Consider the following 16,771-nt stretch of genomic DNA (forward strand, 5'->3'; position numbering starts at 1 on the left):
GGTTCGACGAGGAACGACGAGAGGTCATTCGTCCCAGGCTGCGGTGCCGACGTAGCTCTCGGGGGCTTCAGCTGAGGCGGTGGGCGGCGAGAAGATCGGTGTCGCCGAGGATTTCGTCGATGGCGCCGTCCGCGACGATGCGTCCGCCGTCGAGGATCAGCGCGCGGTCGCAGATGCGCTGGGCGTAGGGCAGGTCATGGGTCACCAGGACGAGGGTGGTCGGCAGGGACAGCAGGATGTCGGCGAGTTCGCGGCGGGCCACCGGGTCCAGGTTGGCGGCCGGTTCGTCGAGGACGAGTACCTCGGGGCGGCATGCCAGCACGGTGGCGAGCGCGGCGCGGCGCCGTTCCCCCAGCGAGAGGCGGGTGGGTGAGCGATCGGCCCGGTCCGACATTCCGACCGCGGCGAGCGCGAAACGCACGCTCTCGGTGAGGTGTTCGCCGCGCGCACCGAAATTGCTCGGTCCGAACGCGACGTCTTGTTCGACCGTCGGCATGAACAGTTGGTCGTCGGGGTCCTGGAACACCACGCCGACGCGCTGGCGTATGGCGCGCACGGTGGTGCGGTCCAGGCGGGTCGTGCCGATGTACACCTCGCCGGAACTCGCGGTGAGCACTCCGTTGAGATGCAGCATGAGCGTCGACTTGCCCGCGCCGTTGGGTCCGAGGACCGCGACCCGCTCTCCGTCGGCGATCTCGAGATTCACCCCGTGCAGCGCCCCGGTCCCGTCCGGATACGCGAAAGCCAGGTCGACCAAGCGCACGGCGGACCCTTTCACCGGGCGACCCACGCGCCGACACAGACTCCGATCGCGGCCACCGCGGGAACACAGGAGAGGAACCACTGCCCGCGTGTGGCAGGGGGCGTGCCGAAATCCGCGATGGTGCCGGTGAACCCGCGCGAGAGCATGGCCAAGTGGACCCGTTCTCCTCGTTCGTAGGATCGCAGGAACAGGCTACCGACACCGCGTGCGGCGGCGCCGACCTGACGAATCGTGCGCGGGTCGTCGCCGCGCGAGATGCGTGCCGAGCGCATGCGCGCCGCCTCGTCGGCGATCACGTCGACGTAGCGCAGCATCAGCACCACGATCGTGACGATCATGCCCGGCACATGCAGCCTGCTGAGCCCGCCCGGCAGTTCACGAACGCTCGTCGTCGCCGCAAGGGTCAGCGAAATACCCACTCCGATAGACCCTTTCGCGATGATTCCCCAGGCGGCGAGCAGGCCCGTCGTGGACAGCGACAGTCCGAGCACGGTTGTTCTCGGTTCGCCTGCGGCGAAGGGCAGCAGTACCGCCAGCACGACGAAAGGCAGCTCGATGAGCAGCCGCGGCGCGATCCACCGCGGTGGGATGCCCGCCACGCGCCAGATCACGACCAGACCGGCCGCGTAGGCGGCGAACGGCCAGAACATCTCTCGTGGCGTGGCGACCACGGCGAAGACCGTGACCACGGCGCAGACGATCTTCGCTTCGGCCGGAGTCCGATGCACCGGCGAAGTGCCAGGCAAGTGCAGCCGGTGGCTGACGGCAGACACCTAGCTGGACTCCGGGTCGGGCGACGCTCTTCCGGTCTCCGAAACATGTTCGGCGCGTTGCTGCTCCGACCGCCCGGCCCTGATGAGGCGCACGACAGCGAACAGTGCGGCGAAGGCGGCGGCGACGCCGAGGACGCCCGCCAGGCCCGTCAGCCGGTCGTTGCCGTCGATGGTGTAATCGGCCAGCGGGGAATCCGCCAAGGCGTGGCTGTCCGCGTTCTGCGCGATGCACTCGCCGTGCAGTTCCTCGGCTCCGTCGACCTCGACCACGGTGCAGCCGCGCTGCGTCGTGGCATCGAGCCCGTCGGGTTGTGAACTCGCGACGTAGGAGAGCATGCCCGCGACAAGCACCGCGACGGCGGCGAAGCCGAACAGGAATCCGTTCGCCGACAGTGCGGCGCGCGGCGTCGTCGTGCGATCGGTGGCGCGGAGCAGATACACGAGGTCGGGGCGGGCGTTGACGACGGCGACGACGGTGATCGCGGTGATAATGCCTTCGCCGATGCCGATCAGTGTGTGCGTGACCAGCATGTACCAGGCGACCGCGCCGACGGTGGAGCCAGCGGCCCCGCCGATCGCGTATTCGACGACGAAACCCATTGCCGCGCTGATTGTTCCGACCAGTGCGGCGACGAAGGCGACGGCGCCCATCCCGCCGCGCCTCGGCGCGAGGGCCAGCGATCGGCGCGCGACGAGGTAGCCGGCCGCCACACCGATCAACGCCATGTTCGTGATGTTCGTACCCAGCGCCGTCAACCCGCCGTCGGCGAACAGCAGTGCCTGCACGACCAGCACGATGGCCACGCACAGCGCACCCACGTAGGGTCCGACGAGGATCGCGGCGAGCGCTCCGCCCAGGAGATGCCCGCTCACGCCGGGCAGGATCGGGAAGTTCACCATCTGCACCGCGAAGATGAATGCGGCCACCAGACCTGCCATCGGCGCGGCGCGCTCGTCGAGTTCGGCACGCGCGCGCCGCGCCGCGAAACCTAGTGCCGCGACGCCGATTACCGCGAACAAGATGGAAGTGGGTGCGTCGACGATGCCATCGCTCATATGCATGGCTGAGATGGTGCCGTTCACCTCCCGATACGATACTCGCAATATATGAACAAGTGGACCGATATGTAAGCATTGGTGACGACCGGCCCGTTTGAGGAGAGAACGGCAGAGTAGAACAGTGGCCCCCAGTCCCCCGCCCGACCCCGAACACGCCAGGCCCGCAGCGCCCGGCCTGGATGTCGCCGCCATCGAACACTGGGCCCATCGTTTCGATGTGCTCTCCGACGCCAATCGGCTTCGGCTGCTGGTGTGCCTGCACCACACGCCGGGTCAGAGCGTGACCGAGCTCGCCGCCGCCGTCGGCATGACGGCCACCGCCGCCTCGCATGCCCTGCGCCTGCTGCGCTACCAAGGCTGGGTCACCGCATCCAAGAGCGGTCGAATCGTCCGGTATCGGCTCGCCGACGAAACGATCCATCAACTCCTGCACTGGATCGGCGCACCCCACGCCCCCGAACCGAGTCCGCTCTGAAGGCAACGGTTTGGGCATGTCGTACCCGGAGTTGAACGCGCGACCTCGGTGGAGCCGGACCGGGAACGCGCATTTCCCGGTCGCGGCCCGCGTCGACGGATCGTGGTGGGTGTTGCGGCTCAACTGCTTTCCCGATCACCCGCTCTGGACGCTCTTCGTCGACGGACTGCGCCGGTTCGACATCGATGACACGCCACCCACGTGGGGCAAGCCGTCCGACCCTTCCGCTCCAGCGCTGGAGACCGGGACGGTCGAGAAGATCCTGGAGCCCATCCGGAACTTCGTCGCCTACGCCAGCGAGATCGGCGATCCCTGCGACAATCCCTTCTGCTGCGGTTGACGCGTACTCGCGCGGAATGACTGATCAGCTGTGGTCGGTCCAGGCGACGGCGCGCAGCGGGAAGGTGCCCATTCCGTGTATGGGTGCGGGCAGTGCGACCAGCCGGGCGCCGGTGTCGGGGACCGCGTCCAGGTTCGTCATGTGCTCGATGATGGGGATTCCCGCGCCGAGCAGTATGTGGTGGCACGGTCGCGTCGGCAGGGACGTGTCATCGATATCGAGCGAGTCGATGCCGACCAGCGCCACGTTCGCGGCCACCAGCGCGTCTGCGACCTCGCCTACCAGGAATGGATGGCCCGACTCCTGGTAGGCGGGCGAACCCCACCGGGCCGACCATCCGGTGTGCACGAGCACCGCCTTGCCCCACAGTCGCGCCGGGTCGCCCAGTAGATCCGGGCCCACCGTGCGGATTCCCGCCGCGCGTACCACCACGATCCGCACGTTGAGCAGCCGTTCCAGCGGTAGCTCCGCGATATCCGCTCCGCGGGCATGGAAATGGAAAGGCGCATCGATATGGGTCCCGGTGTTGCCGACCATATCCACGCGCGCGATGTCGTAAGTCATGTCGACCAGCGGCGACTGCTCCCGCGAGACATCCGTGGTGACTCGCGGCCCAGGCAGGCCGGGGTAGGTGAGCATGCCGTCGGAGATCGGGTGGGACAGCTCCACGATCGCCTTGCTCATGCTTGCGACCGTACCGGCCGAAAAGGGTTGTGGTTGCCCGGTTGTGGATTCTCCGGGTTCTGACACCTATCGGATTCATATGTACAGTAACCGTGTTACCGTACACCGCATCGCGGCTGCGACGGGAGTCATGCCACACGCCGCGATGCGATGCATGGCACTCCGGCGACGGCGCCGGGGGTGGAGTTCACGGAGAGTTATCGATGCTTCGACAGCATGAAGGACGTTCGCGGTCTGGTTCGCTACCGCGAGCAGGTCGGATGGCGGCGGTGGTGGCCTTGGCCTGTGCCACCGCGGTAGCCGGGGTGGGGGTGGATACGCCGCAGGCCGCGGCGGATCCGGTGAGCACCTTCTACACTCCCCCCGCGCAGATCCCGATCGAGCCGGGCGCGATCGTCAAGACCCAGCCCATGCCCCTGTACGCCACGGCCCCCTCGGACAAGGGGTGGCCGGGCCAAGCGCAGCACGTCATGTACACGACGCGGTTGCAGGACGGGTCCCCGGTCACGGTGACCGGAACGTTCATCGACGCGGCCGGTCCCTGGCTCGGAGCGGGCCCGCGCCCGACGGTGATCATCGGCCCCGGCACCTCGGGCCAGGCCGACCGCTGCGCGATGTCGGTGGCGTTCTCGACCGGGATGGCATTGTTCACCGAACCGTCGCCGGGCCTGTCGGCGAATCAGGAACTGCCGTCGTCGGCGGTGTGGAGCGGCTTGGGCGCCCGGGTGCTGGTCACCGACTACATCGGTCTGGGCACACCGGGCATCCACACCTTCGCCAACGGCATCGAGGAAGCGCACGCCATGCTCGACGGCGCCCGCGCGGCCAACAACCTGGCGGGCGTCGGACCCGAAACTCCGGTGGTGTTCTGGGGCTACTCGCAAGGCGGCGGTGCCGCCGCGGCCGCGGCGGAGATGCAGCCGGACTACGCACCGGAACTGAACCTCAAGGGCACCTGGGCAGGCGGTCCCGTCGCGGATCTGGCCAAGATCCTGGAACGCATCGATGGCGCGCTGATCGGCGGCGCGATCGGTTTCGCCATCAACGGCATGCTCGCCCGCTACCCCGAGCTGCAGAAGGCGGTCGACCGGGTGACCAGCCCCGCCGGACGCTCCATGCTGGGCACCCTGAGCGACTCGTGCATCGGCGATGTCATCACCAAGCATCCGTTCCTGAAGACCAGCTCGATGACCATCGACGGCCGTTCGCTCACCGAGCATTTGCACGCGATCCCCGAGGCGGCCCCCGCGCTGGCCGACCTGCGCGTCGGAAAACTGACCCCGAACACGCCGGTCTTGATCACCAGCGGCCGCAACGACGACACCGTCCCCTACAACCAGGCCAGGCAGCTCGCCGAGGACTGGTGCGCCAAGGGTGCCACGGTCACCTTCCGCACCAACGACCTGCCGCCGATTCTTCCCGGCGCCACGCTGCCCAACCACTTCGGACCGGAGATCATCGACGGCTTCGGGCCGGACAACGCGATCACCTACCTGCTGGATCGCCTCGCGGACAAGCCCGTTTCCGGCTGCACCCTCGACTGAATTCCCGCGCGCCGCATCGTTGCGGCGCACGCCAAGTAGCCCGCCGTCGAAGCGCGGCGGCCGACGATCTCCCGAAAGTTCTGTCATGACAGCAATTTCGCGCCGGTCGATGCTGACCGGCGCCGCCGCGGCAGGCGCCGTACTCTTCGGCGTTCGTTCGATCGGTGCGCCCGCTCCGGTCGCCGCGCGGGTCGACAGCGTCCCGCTGACCTACGAAGAGCACCGCGTCGTTGTGGTCGGTTCCGGGTTCGGCGGCGGAGTCAGCGCACTGCGCCTGGCGCAGGCGGGCGTGCCGGTGACGGTGCTGGAGCGCGGCCTGCGCTGGCCAACCGGACCGAATGCGGAAACCTTCCCCCGCGCCTCCGCACCGGACAAACGGTTGCTGTGGTGCAGGTCGAGCCCGAATCTCTTCGGCAGGCAGCTGGTGTTCGAGCCCTACACCGGTCTGGTGGAGGCGGTGCCCGGCGTGAACATGACCGCGCTGTGCGCCGCGGGCGTGGGCGGCGGGTCGCTGGTCTACCAGGGCATGTCGCTGCAACCCGCGGAGCACGTGTTCACTACGCATTTTCCGGAGGAGCTGGACTGGGCGACCATGAACCGGGTGCACTACCCGAGGGTGGCGCGGATGCTCGGGTTGGCGGAAGCGCCGGACGACTTGATAGCGAGCGAGAATTACCGGGCAGCAAGGGTTTTCGCCGACCGTGTGCGTGCGGCCGGAATGCCGCTGTCGAAGATCCCGATGCCGATCGACTGGAATTTCGCGCTGGCCGAGCTGCGCGGGGAAATGAAGGCGTCCTACACCAACGGCGACGGTGCGATGGGCGTCAACAACGGCGGCAAGCATTCCGTCGACGTCACCTACATCGCCGCCGCCGAAGCCACCGGGTTGGTGCGGGTCGAGACCCTGCACGAGGTGACCGATGTGGAACGCGCATCCGACGGTCGCTGGACCGTGCACGTGCAGCGCTTGGACACCACCGGCGCCGTCGTCGAGCACAAGGTGCTCACCACGGGTGCGTTGATCATGGCCGCCGGAAGTCTGAACACCACCCGATTGCTGGTGCGCGCAGGAGCCAAGGGGCTGATTCCCGACCTGCCCGACGGCCTCGGACAGGGCTGGGGCACCAACGCCGACCGGATCTACGTGTGGGCCGACCCCACTGCGGGATTCGGTGCGCCGCAAGGTGGTCCGGTGGTCTACGGCAGCAAGAACTGGGACGATCCGCGGGCCGCCTACACCGTGATCCAAGCGTCCATCCCGCCGCTGTCGCTCGATGTCGGCAGCACCATGATGGTCGGCTACGGCGTCAGCGACGGGCGCGGCGCGTTCAGCTACGACGCGGCGCGCGACGACGCGATTCTGCACTGGCCGGAGCACGGTGACCGCGGCATCCAGGACAACCACATCGGCCCGGCGGTTCACAGGATCGCCGGACCCGACGGCGTCCTGCTGGACACCAACGCCATGTTCCCCTCGACCTGGCACCCGCTGGGCGGGGCGAGCATGGGTGCGGTCTGCGACCTGGACGGCCGGGTCCACGACCAGCCGGGACTCTACGTGCTCGACGGCGCGCTGATGCCGGGCAACACCGCTGCCTGCAACCCTTCGATGACCATCGCGGCGGTCGCCGAGAGGGCGTTGGACAACCTCGTCGCCTGCGACGTGGGGACCGTCATCTGACCCGATTCGCCGGGCCGCCAGCTTCCTCCGGTGCGGCGACTCGGCGAATCGCGAACGCCGCGACGAGCCGAGTCGCCGGGAGACTGGATTACCGTAGCGAGGTGGCCAGGACAGGCGAAAGCGATTCCGCGAAGAAGATCATCGACACCGTGTTGTCGCTGCTCGATTCCGAGGGCTACGACGCGGTCCAGTTGCGCCCTGTCGCGAAGCAGGCGCGCGTCTCGCTGGCCACCGTCTACAAGCTGTACCCGACGCGGGACGAGCTGATCCTCGCCGCGGTCCAACAGTGGATGGCCGCCAACATCTACACCGATATGGCGCCGCCGCGCGAGAACGAGTCGCTGGCGGACGGTCTCGTACGGTTGGTCCGGTACGTGTTCGAGCCGTGGGAGCGCAATCCCCGGATGCTGGTGGCCTACTACCGCGCGCGTTCCGGCCCCGGCGGGCAGCGCCTCGACACGCAAGGTTTCGACGCCGTTCTGCCCGCCGCGAGCACCCTGTTCACGGGCGTCGACGCCGACTACATCGCCGACGTCGGTCTCGTGCTGAGCAACATGGTCTACGCCCTCGTCGGCCGCTTCGCGCACGACGATCTCGAGATCACCGAGATCCTCCCGGCGCTCGAACGCACGATCACCCGGCTGACCGGGAACAACGAACACCTCGCCGCGGCCGCCGGACGCCCACCCACCCCCGACACACCGCCTTTCGCCTGGAGTCCCGCGATCGTCTCGCCCTACTCCCCCGGCCCCGAAACCGGCGAGCCCGCACCGGACCGCCCGGCGGTCACGACGGACCAGCCGTAGCGTCGGCGACGCCGGCTCAATCCGTTGGTGCGGAATTTCCGACGAACGGCAGCGCGCGGACCGGTCAGCGCGATAGGAACGTGTTCCAGGGTGGGGCGAGGCTCCGCCGTATCGCACCTTCGGAGGCACCCATGCTGTCGTTGCAGGAGATTTCGGATCGGCTGGAGATCGAGGATCTGATGGTCCGGTATTCGCACGCGGTCGACTCTCGGCAGTGGGATCTGCTCGACGAGATCTTCACCGCCGACGCGCATATCGACTACACCGCGATGGGCGGACCGGCGGGTGATCTGGCCTCTACCAAGGCGTTTCTGGCGAGCGTCCTCCCGAATTTCCCCGCTTTCCAGCACTTGGTGAGCAATTCCTCCATCACGGTGGACGGCGACATCGCGACCGCACGCACCATGTGCCACAACCCGATGCTCGTCGCGGGTGAGAGCGGCGCGCAGAGCCTGATGCTGTGCGGGCTGTGGTACCTCGACACCTTCGCACGCGTCGAGGGGCGGTGGCGTATTCGGCAGCGCGTCGAGGAGAAGAGCTACATGTTCCTGGCGGGCCAGGCGAACGGGCACTGACCTCAGCGCGGCGACCCGGGTGCGGTCGCGGCGCGGATGCGGGCGACCAAGTCGTCGAGTCGTCGCTGATGCGAGCCCGCCCAGTAGACGCGGCCGCAGTCCACGCACCAGCGGAACGTGTCGTAGTAGCGACGGGTCAGCGGCGGAATCCGATCGACGACGTCGTTCTTGGCCACGTCGGTGACGACGCCGCCGCAGCGCAGGCAGCGACTGAACGGCGCGAGCCGGCCGGTCAGGTCGAGACGGCGGATCACCTCGACGATCTGCTCGAACGGACGATCCGCGTGCACGAACACGCCGTGGCTGACGTTGCGGCGTTCGAGCAGTCCGCGGTCGCGGGTCAGCAGGATTCGATGCTCCGCGGCCGCGATCTCGGCCAGCACGGCGTCCTCGGCAGCCCATTCGCAGCGGACGTCCATGCCCAGCAGCCGCAGCATCCGCGCGAGCCCGCCCAGGTTGACGTCGACGACGAAGCGCGGGTCGCGCAGCGGGCGGGCGCGCACCCGGGTCAGCGGCCCGACGTCCAGCGTTTCGAACATCGGGTAAGCGGCGAGCCGGTCGCCGGGGCTCGGGTGGTGGCCGAAGCCGACCGACGCGCCGTTCACCAGCAACAGATCGACCTCGGTGTGCGGGATGCCCGCGGCCTCCACGATGTCTTTCACGGTCTGATGCGGACGCATCGGCCGCCGCTGCGCCGTGAACCGGACGTCCGGGGGCAGGAAATCGTTCAGCTCGGCGTACACGCGCAGTTCGACACCGGCGGTCATACGACCATTGTGGTCCCGGGCCGAGGCACGCGGCCGATCGGTGATCGACAATGGTCGTATGCCGACGGTGCTGCTCGGCGGCGACGTCATGCTGGGCCGCGGGGTGGATCAGATCCTGCCGCATCCCGGCGATCCGGCGCTGCGCGAACGATTCGTCGAGGACGCGCGCACCTACGTACAGCTGGCCGAAAATGCCAACGGCGCGTTCGCTCGTCCCGTGGATTTCCGCGAGCCGTGGGGCGAGGCCCTGCCGTTTCTCGCGCGGGCCGACGCGCGTTCGATCAATCTGGAAACCGCGATCACGGCGGGCGGGACATTCGCACCCGCCAAGGGCATCCACTACCGGATGAACCCGCGCAACGTGCCGGTGCTGACCGCCATCGCGCCGGTCGTCTGCGCGCTGGCCAACAATCACGTGCTGGATTTCGGCGTGGCCGGGCTGACCGACACGCTCGACACGCTCGATGCGGCGGGCGTCCAGCACGCAGGAGCCGGCGTGGATCTCGAGGATGCCCAATCCCCCGTGACCGCGGAACTCGGCGACGGGCGACGGGCGGTGATCGTCTCGGTCGCCGCGGGATCGAGTGGGGTTCCGCAATATTGGGCGGCGCGCGGCGATCGGCCGGGACTGTGGCGGATCGGTGACGAGCCGAGCCTCGCCGCGGCCGACGAGGTGGCGGAGGTGGTGACGGCGGGCGCCCGCGCGCAGGATGTCGCGATCGTCTCGATCCATTGGGGACCCAATTGGGGCTACCGGGTGACGTCGAGCGAACGACGTTTCGCGCACCGGTTGATCGACGCGGGAGTCGATGTGGTGCAAGGGCATTCGGCACACCATCCGCGGCCGGTGGAGTTCTACCGCGGCAAACCGATTCTGTACGGGTGCGGCGATGTCGTCGACGACTACGAGGGCATCGGCGGCTACGAACGGTACCGCACCGAACTTCGGCTGCTGTTCTTGGTCACGGTGGATTCGGAAGTCGAGTTGCGCATGATTCCGCTGCGGGTGCGGCGTATGCGCCTGGAAGTGGCCGGGCGCGACGAAACCCGTTGGCTGTGCGAGACGATGGCCGATATCAGCCGCGGGTTCGAAACCAAGGTCGCGGTGCGCCGTGACGAGCTGCCGGTGGCGTACCGATTCGCGCATCGCCGATAACAGGTCACCGCGTCCCGGCGAATGCGTTCGCGGACAACGATTATCGACCGGGAATGCCGAGCTCGTTGAGCTGCTGCTGGAGACGGTCGAGCGCCTCGCGCATGGCGTCGATCTGCGCGTTGAGTTCGGCGATCTCGGCCTGATCCACCGATGGCGGGGCCTGCGGTGGTGGCGCGGCCGGTGCGGGAGAGGGATGCTGACCCGGTGGCAGCGGCGCCCCCGGCCCGCCGCCGGGAGCGGTGGCGAGCCTGCCCGTCGCCGGGCCGAACACCTGGTCGAGCGCCTCGGCGATGGTCGGTGCGTAGCCGACGAGCACGCCGCCGGTGCCGGGTTCGCGGTAGCTGACCAGTACCCGCGCCAGCTGCGGGAACGTCGATCCGTCCGGCGTTGTCGAGATCCGTTCGGTGAACAGCGGTTCGACGTACAGCACGCCGCCGTCGGCGATCGGCAGCGTCAGCAGGTTGCCGTACTGGATCCGGTTCGATCGCTCCAGCAACGTTCGCTCGGACGCCACCCTGGTGTCGGAGATCATCGAGTTCTGGATCTGCTGCGGGCCCTGGGTGATGCTGTCGGTGGGCAGCTGCAAGACGGTGATCTTGCCGTAGTTCTGCGGATCGGAATCGGCGAAGACATAGGCCGACAGGAACTCCCGGTTGAACCCGACCATCGCGGTGGCGAGCCGGAACGACGGCTTGGCGGTGTCGGTATCACCGGAGAGGACGTAGAACGGGGGCTGGTGCGGATTGGCCTCGACGGTCGGGTCGCTCGGCACCGACCAGAAAGCGTTGGTGGTGAAGAACTCTCGCGGTTCGTCCACGTGGTACTTGGCCAGCATCTCGCGCTGGACCTCGAATTGGTCCTCCGGATAACGGAAGTGGGCCCGCAGTTCCGGGCTGATCGATGACTCGGGTTCGACCGTGCCGGGGAACACCTTCATCCACGCGGCGAGCACCGGGTCGTGCTGATCGACCTGGTAGAGGGTGACGGTGCCGTCGTACGCGTCGACGGTGGCCTTGATCGAGTTGCGCAAATAGGAGATATCCCGCTGCGACCCCGGGCCGGGCTCCTCGCCCGGTTCGATGGCCTCGAGGGACGTGTGCTTGGCGTAGGGGTAGCCGTCGATCGTGGTGTACGCGTCCACGATCCAGACGATCCGGCCGTTCACGGCGGCGGGATAGGGGTTGTGGTCGGTCGTCAGCCACGGCGCGACCAGTTCGACGCGATGGCGCGGATCCCGATTGAAGATGATCTTCGATCCGGAACCGATCGCTTTGGAGAAGACGATGTTTCGCTCGCTGTAGGTGAGCGCGAACGCCAAGCGGTTGAACCAGTTCCCGATCGGCACCCCGCCCGCGCCGGTGTAGGTGTACTTGGTCGTATCGGTGTCGTACTCGCGGGGTTCGGTGCCGCCGCCGACAATGGCGTAGTCCGGATCGGCCTGGGCGATCACCTCGCCGAAATAGATGCGCGGCTGATCCACCGGAATCACCTGGTGCCCGGAGGATTGCGAGGCGATGTCGCTCACGGAGTAGATCGGGTATCCGCTGTTGCTGCTCGCGGCGTCGCCCGCCGCCTCGCGGACCGCGGCGTTGACGCGGTTGGCGGGCGCCGCGACGAACCCGTTGCCGTGGGTGTAGACGGTGTGCCGATTGACCCAGTGCCGCTGATTGCCGCTCAGCGCACTCGGCGTCAGCTCGCGGGCGGCCACCACGTAGTCGCGCAGCTGTCCCTCGATGGGATACCGATCCAGGTCCAGATGCGGGGGAAAGCTGTAGAAGTTCTTCAGCTGTTGCTGCTGGGTGAAGGTGCGCGAGAGCACGTTCGGGTCGAGCAGGCGAGCGTTGGCGATCGTGGTCACGTCCGCGGGCACCTCCGGCGGCGGTTTGGTGCCGATCCCGGGATAGTCCCGGTATTCGACATGGTCGCTGCCGATTCCGTACGCCTGCCTGGTGGCCGTGATATTGCGCTCGATGTAGACGCGCTCCATATCGGCGGCGTTCGGGCGTACCGAGAGTTGCTCGACGGCAAGCGGCCAGACCGCGCCGACCAGAATGGAGGACAACAGCAGCAGCGCCGCGGCCATCGCCGGGATCCGCAGGTCGCGGACCACCACGGCGGCGAAGACCGCCGCGGCACAGATGACGGCGATCGCGAAGAGAATGAGCCGGGCCGGGAGCACCGCGTTGATATCGGTGTAGCCGGGACCCGCGAAGGTGGGTTCCTTGCTGCGGGTCGAGAGCAGCGAGTAGCGGTCGAGCCAGTAGGCGCCCGCCTTCAGCGTGACGAATGTACCTGCGAGCACCGCGAGTTGGACGCGGGCCGAATGGGTGAGCCCCGGCGAGCTGCCCGACAGCCGCAGCCCGCCGAACAGGTAGTGCGCCGCGAGGCAGGCCAGGAACGCGAGGACGGTGGCGACGAACAGCCAGTTCAGCAGCAGCCGGTAGAAGGGCAGGTCGAAGACGTAAAAGCCGACGTCGTGGCCGAATTGGGGATCCGAGATGCCGAAGGACCCGCCGTGCAGGAACAGCTGGACCGTCACCCAGCCGGATTGTCCGATGAGACCGCACAGTATGCCCAGCGCGGCGGCGATGCCAACGCCGAACAGCCGCGGCCGCCGGAACACCTTGTCGCGGTAGGGACGGAGAGCGTCTTCCTCCTCGGACGCGGGCACCACGAGGGGTCGAGACCGGAACGCGAGCCACATGGCCGCGAAGAGGGCGCCGCCGATCAGCAGCGCGACGATGACGAACAGCGACAGCCGGGTGAGCAGCACGGTGAGCCAGACGCCGCGGAATCCGACTTCGCCGAACCACAGCCAGTCGACGTAGACGCCGACGAATCGCGGGAGGATCAGCAACGTCGCGACGAACAGCGCGGCGATGATCAGCAGTACCCGAATGCCGTGCGGCAACCGCCGCAGACCGAGGCCGTCGCGTGCGCTCATCTCCCACTCTCCCGTGGCTGCGCAGGCCGAAAGGGTGCCCGGCCGACGCGTGACCGACTGATCCGATTCTACCGGGGCCGACATGCGAAATAGCAGGAGCGCGATACATAGGCTCAGGTCAGCGCGGTAACCTACCCACATGGACGTGGACTCGTCTACGGTCGGAGTCGAGGAGGAATTCCTCCTCGCGGATCCGCGTACCGGGGCGCCAACCGCCAAGAACGACGCGGTCGCCCGAACCGCCGAGGACCTCGGGCTCGATCTCCAGCTGGAGCTGACGCGTTGTCAGATCGAGACGAGCACCGATATCCACACCCGCACCGGCGACCTCGCCCAGCAGCTGCGCGATCTGCGCCGCGGCGTCGCTTCCTGCGCCGAGATGAACGACGCCCGCCTGCTCGCCGTGGCGATCCCGCCGACCGTCCCCCTTCACTACCCCGTCACCGACACCCCGCGCTACCGGCGCATCGCCGACGGATTCGGGATGCTCGCCCACGAGCAGGGCCTGTGCGGCTGCCACGTGCACGTGGCCGTACCCGATCGCGAGACCGCCGTGCAGGTGAGCAATTACCTGCGGCCATGGCTGCCGCTGTTTCTCGCGCTCACCGCGAATTCGGCGATCTACCGCGGCGCGGAGACCGGGTACAAGAGCTGGCGCAGCATTCTGTGGCGGCGCTGGCCGAGCGCCGGACCGCCGCCGTACTTCCATTGCGCGGACGACTACGACGACCTGGTCGCGATGATGCTGTCCAGCGGCATCATGCTCGACGAGAAGATGGTCTATTGGGACGTGCGCCGGTCGATCACCTATCCGACCGTGGAGATCCGGGTCAGCGACATACCCGCGACGGTGGCCGAGACGACCCTGCTCGCCACCCTGGTGCGCGCGACGGTGATGATGGCGCGCCAGTTCCTGGACGAGGGCAGGACCGCCCCGCCCGTCCCGGCGGAGATGCTGCGCGCGGCCTATTGGAAGGCGGCGCGAAGCGGTATCGACGGCGACGCGGTCGCGCCGATCGACGGGCGCGTACTGCCCGCCCGCGAGCTGCTGGCCGAACTCGTCGAGCACGTCGAACCCGCGCTGAAGGAACTCGGTGATCGCGACTTCGTCGCCGACACCGTGGCCGCGGTGCTGGAGCGCGGCAACGGCGCGATACGTCAGCTGCGCGCCTTCCGTACGGGCGGTGACGTCGCCGCGGTGGTCGCCGAACTGTCCGAGGCCACCCTGGAGGGCTGTGCGCTGCCCGAGGAGCCGCCCCTCGGTTTCGGCGAGGCGGGCGCGGGTAGTCCGCTCAGGTAATTGCCGATCGTCGGCGGAGGGAGCCGCTGATGGCTGCCGGGAAAGCGCCGGGCGCCGAGGAATTCGTTCCCGTGGGCGCGGACTTGGACGCACTGCGCGCTGCCTCGTGCGGCTGCCACGGCTGTCTGCTGTATCGCGACGCGACCCAGACCGTTTTCGGCGAAGGTCCCGCGGACGCGTCCGTCTTCGTGGTGGGCGAACAACCCGGCGACCGGGAGGACATCGAAGGACACCCCTTCGTCGGCCCGGCCGGACGTCTGCTGGACAAGGCGCTGGACGAGGTCGGCATCGCCCGCGACACCGTCTACCTGACCAACGCGGTCAAGCACTTCAAGTTCGAGGAGCGCGGCAAGCGGCGAATCCACAAGACGCCTGGGCGCACCGAGGTGGTCGCCTGCACGCCGTGGCTCACCGCCGAGCTGGACGCGGTGCGACCTGAGCTCGTGGTCTGCCTCGGCGCGGTCGCGGCCAAGGCGGTGCTCGGTCCGTCGTTCAAGGTGAGCGAGGAACGCGGCAGGCTGGTGTTCGCCGACGACTATCGAGTCGTCGCCACGGTGCATCCCTCGTCGGTGCTGCGTGCGCCCGACCGCACGAAGGCCTACGAGGGGTTCGTCGAGGATCTGCGGACGGCGCGTGCTGCGATCGGCGCGGGCTGAGCGCGGGTCGTCCACGCTCAGCCCGCTCCGGAAACGCTCGCGTCACGCGTGGTCGACGAGTTCCTTGATGCCCGCGACACGCGCGCAGTGGGCGCAGCAGAAGATCCGATCGCCGGCCTGCACGCCGTGGCCGAGAATCCGGCACGAGCAGTGCTCGCAGGTCGGCGCCAGCGCGGCGACCGCGCATTCGAAGCTGTCGAACGTCGCCGACGAGCCGTTCCTGGTGACCGTGAACGTCTTGTCGTAGTCGTTGCCGCAGGTGTCGCATACCGGCATCGAGCTCACCTCCTGGTTGTCGTGGTGTGGCGTGATCTGCTGGCGCGGTACCCGACGTCCGCCCGGCGAAACCGGGAACCTGGTAGGAAGAGCAGGTGAGCCCAGATGATTCCGATGCGGACAAAGTGATCGAGCTCGCGAGCAAGGTCTTCGACCTGGCGCGCCACGGTGACGCCGACGCGCTGGCCGCCTACGTCGACGCCGGAGTACCCGCCGACCTCACCAACGACCACGGCGACAGCCTCGTCATGCTCGCCAGCTACCACGGCCACCGCGACGCGGTCGCGGTGCTGCTGGTGCGCGGCGCCGACCCCAACCGCGCCAACGACAAGGGACAGACGCCGCTGGCGGGCGCGGTGTTCAAGGGCGAGGACGAGATCGTCCGCCTGCTGGTCGCGGCGGGCGCCGATCCGGACGCGGGCACCCCGTCGGCCAGGGACGCGGCGACCATGTTCGGCAAGACGGACCTGCTCGACGCGCTCAACTGAGCCGGGCGGAATTTCCACGGCCGACCCACGGTTGGCCGTGGAGCAACCGCGACCGGACAGGAACGAGATGAGCGACTTCAACGCACAGGTGATCGAGGAATTCCGCGCCAACGGCGGACGCGTCGGCGGCATGTTCGAGGGCTTCACCAACATGGTCGTGATCACCACCACCGGAGCCAAGTCCGGACGGCGGATCACCAATCCCCTGGTCTATCTGCCCGACGGCGACCGGATGGTGCTCATCGCGTCCAACGGCGGTGCCGATCGCCATCCCGCCTGGTACCACAACCTGCGGGCGACGCCCGAGCTCACCGTCGAGGTGGGCACCGAAAAGTTCCGCGCCACAGCCGAGTTCGTGACCGGACCCGAGCGCGACGAACTCTACGACCGGATGGTGGAGCTCATGCCCAACTTCGGCGAGTACCGCGCCAAGACCACCCGCGTCATCCCGGTGGTCGGCGTCCGGCGCGGTGCGGCCTGACTC

The 16,771-nt window shown here is 68.2% G+C and carries 18 protein-coding genes and 1 pseudogene; 11 read left to right on the forward strand and 8 right to left on the reverse strand.

What is annotated here, in order from left to right; genetic code table 11:
• Positions 1-67 precede the first annotated feature (67 nt).
• The 4 genes and pseudogenes from AB0H50_RS23415 to AB0H50_RS23430 all read right to left on the reverse strand — a co-directional run.
• Positions 68-778, reverse strand: coding sequence for an ABC transporter ATP-binding protein (locus tag AB0H50_RS23415; protein WP_357456338.1), 711 nt, complete (start codon positions 776-778; stop codon positions 68-70).
• Positions 775-1,536, reverse strand: coding sequence for a cobalt ECF transporter T component CbiQ (cbiQ, locus tag AB0H50_RS23420; RefSeq protein ID WP_357456341.1), 762 nt, complete (start codon positions 1,534-1,536; stop codon positions 775-777). Before cbiQ ends, AB0H50_RS23415 begins: the two co-directional genes overlap by 4 nt.
• Positions 1,537-1,929: a PDGLE domain-containing protein gene (locus tag AB0H50_RS23425; protein WP_357456966.1), complete on the reverse strand. Its 393-nt coding sequence runs from the start codon at positions 1,927-1,929 to the stop codon at positions 1,537-1,539.
• Positions 1,930-1,956: 27 nt separating this feature from the next.
• Positions 1,957-2,598, reverse strand: a pseudogene (locus tag AB0H50_RS23430) (energy-coupling factor ABC transporter permease); the annotation flags it as partial.
• A 118-nt stretch (positions 2,599-2,716) separates the two neighbouring features.
• Here AB0H50_RS23430 and AB0H50_RS23435 point away from each other — a divergent pair.
• Positions 2,717-3,070, forward strand: coding sequence for a metalloregulator ArsR/SmtB family transcription factor (locus AB0H50_RS23435; protein WP_357456344.1), 354 nt, complete (start codon positions 2,717-2,719; stop codon positions 3,068-3,070).
• Between the two features lie 16 nt (positions 3,071-3,086).
• Positions 3,087-3,410 (forward strand): hypothetical protein, encoded by a 324-nt coding sequence (locus AB0H50_RS23440; protein ID WP_357456347.1) that lies wholly within the window; start codon positions 3,087-3,089, stop codon positions 3,408-3,410.
• 24 nt (positions 3,411-3,434) lie between these two features.
• Here AB0H50_RS23440 and AB0H50_RS23445 read toward each other — a convergent pair whose 3' ends face one another.
• Positions 3,435-4,094, reverse strand: coding sequence for a cyclase family protein (locus AB0H50_RS23445; protein ID WP_357456349.1), 660 nt, complete (start codon positions 4,092-4,094; stop codon positions 3,435-3,437).
• A gap of 260 nt (positions 4,095-4,354) precedes the next feature.
• On the opposite strand from AB0H50_RS23445, the gene AB0H50_RS23450 reads away from it, so the two are divergent.
• From AB0H50_RS23450 to AB0H50_RS23465, 4 genes are all read left to right on the forward strand, one after another.
• Positions 4,355-5,638 (forward strand): lipase family protein, encoded by a 1,284-nt coding sequence (locus AB0H50_RS23450; RefSeq protein ID WP_357456351.1) that lies wholly within the window; start codon positions 4,355-4,357, stop codon positions 5,636-5,638.
• An 85-nt stretch (positions 5,639-5,723) separates the two neighbouring features.
• Positions 5,724-7,319, forward strand: a complete 1,596-nt coding sequence (locus AB0H50_RS23455; RefSeq protein WP_357456354.1) for a GMC oxidoreductase — start codon at positions 5,724-5,726, stop codon at positions 7,317-7,319.
• Between the two features lie 101 nt (positions 7,320-7,420).
• Positions 7,421-8,125, forward strand: coding sequence for a TetR family transcriptional regulator (locus tag AB0H50_RS23460; protein ID WP_357456357.1), 705 nt, complete (start codon positions 7,421-7,423; stop codon positions 8,123-8,125).
• A 131-nt stretch (positions 8,126-8,256) separates the two neighbouring features.
• Positions 8,257-8,700, forward strand: coding sequence for a nuclear transport factor 2 family protein (locus AB0H50_RS23465; protein ID WP_357456360.1), 444 nt, complete (start codon positions 8,257-8,259; stop codon positions 8,698-8,700).
• A gap of 2 nt (positions 8,701-8,702) precedes the next feature.
• On the opposite strand, the gene AB0H50_RS23470 is transcribed toward AB0H50_RS23465, so the two are convergent.
• Complete coding sequence (locus AB0H50_RS23470; protein ID WP_357456363.1) at positions 8,703-9,467, reverse strand: Mut7-C RNAse domain-containing protein; 765 nt, start codon at positions 9,465-9,467, stop codon at positions 8,703-8,705.
• 58 nt (positions 9,468-9,525) lie between these two features.
• Here AB0H50_RS23470 and AB0H50_RS23475 point away from each other — a divergent pair, with 58 nt between their 5' ends.
• Positions 9,526-10,623 (forward strand): CapA family protein, encoded by a 1,098-nt coding sequence (locus tag AB0H50_RS23475; RefSeq protein ID WP_357456366.1) that lies wholly within the window; start codon positions 9,526-9,528, stop codon positions 10,621-10,623.
• A gap of 40 nt (positions 10,624-10,663) precedes the next feature.
• On the opposite strand, the gene AB0H50_RS23480 is transcribed toward AB0H50_RS23475, so the two are convergent.
• Positions 10,664-13,567, reverse strand: coding sequence for a UPF0182 family protein (locus AB0H50_RS23480; RefSeq protein ID WP_357456968.1), 2,904 nt, complete (start codon positions 13,565-13,567; stop codon positions 10,664-10,666).
• Between the two features lie 139 nt (positions 13,568-13,706).
• Between AB0H50_RS23480 and AB0H50_RS23485 the strand changes: the two genes are divergently transcribed.
• Positions 13,707-14,867, forward strand: coding sequence for a glutamate--cysteine ligase (locus tag AB0H50_RS23485; protein WP_357456369.1), 1,161 nt, complete (start codon positions 13,707-13,709; stop codon positions 14,865-14,867).
• A gap of 29 nt (positions 14,868-14,896) precedes the next feature.
• Complete coding sequence (locus tag AB0H50_RS23490; RefSeq protein WP_357456371.1) at positions 14,897-15,523, forward strand: UdgX family uracil-DNA binding protein; 627 nt, start codon at positions 14,897-14,899, stop codon at positions 15,521-15,523.
• Positions 15,524-15,565: 42 nt separating this feature from the next.
• Here the strand turns inward: AB0H50_RS23490 and AB0H50_RS23495 are convergent, their stop codons facing one another.
• Complete coding sequence (locus AB0H50_RS23495) at positions 15,566-15,799, reverse strand: hypothetical protein (protein ID WP_357456373.1); 234 nt, start codon at positions 15,797-15,799, stop codon at positions 15,566-15,568.
• Between the two features lie 95 nt (positions 15,800-15,894).
• Between AB0H50_RS23495 and AB0H50_RS23500 the strand changes: the two genes are divergently transcribed.
• On the forward strand, positions 15,895-16,287 hold the full coding sequence (locus AB0H50_RS23500; RefSeq protein WP_357456376.1) for an ankyrin repeat domain-containing protein: 393 nt from the start codon (positions 15,895-15,897) through the stop codon (positions 16,285-16,287).
• A 67-nt stretch (positions 16,288-16,354) separates the two neighbouring features.
• Positions 16,355-16,768 carry a nitroreductase family deazaflavin-dependent oxidoreductase gene (locus AB0H50_RS23505; RefSeq protein ID WP_357456379.1) on the forward strand — a complete coding sequence of 138 codons (414 nt, stop codon included), beginning with the start codon at positions 16,355-16,357 and terminating at the stop codon, positions 16,766-16,768.
• The last annotated feature ends 3 nt before the right edge of the window (positions 16,769-16,771 follow it).

The organism is Nocardia sp. NPDC050793, from assembly GCF_040654065.1.
GTDB lineage: Bacteria > Actinomycetota > Actinomycetes > Mycobacteriales > Mycobacteriaceae > Nocardia.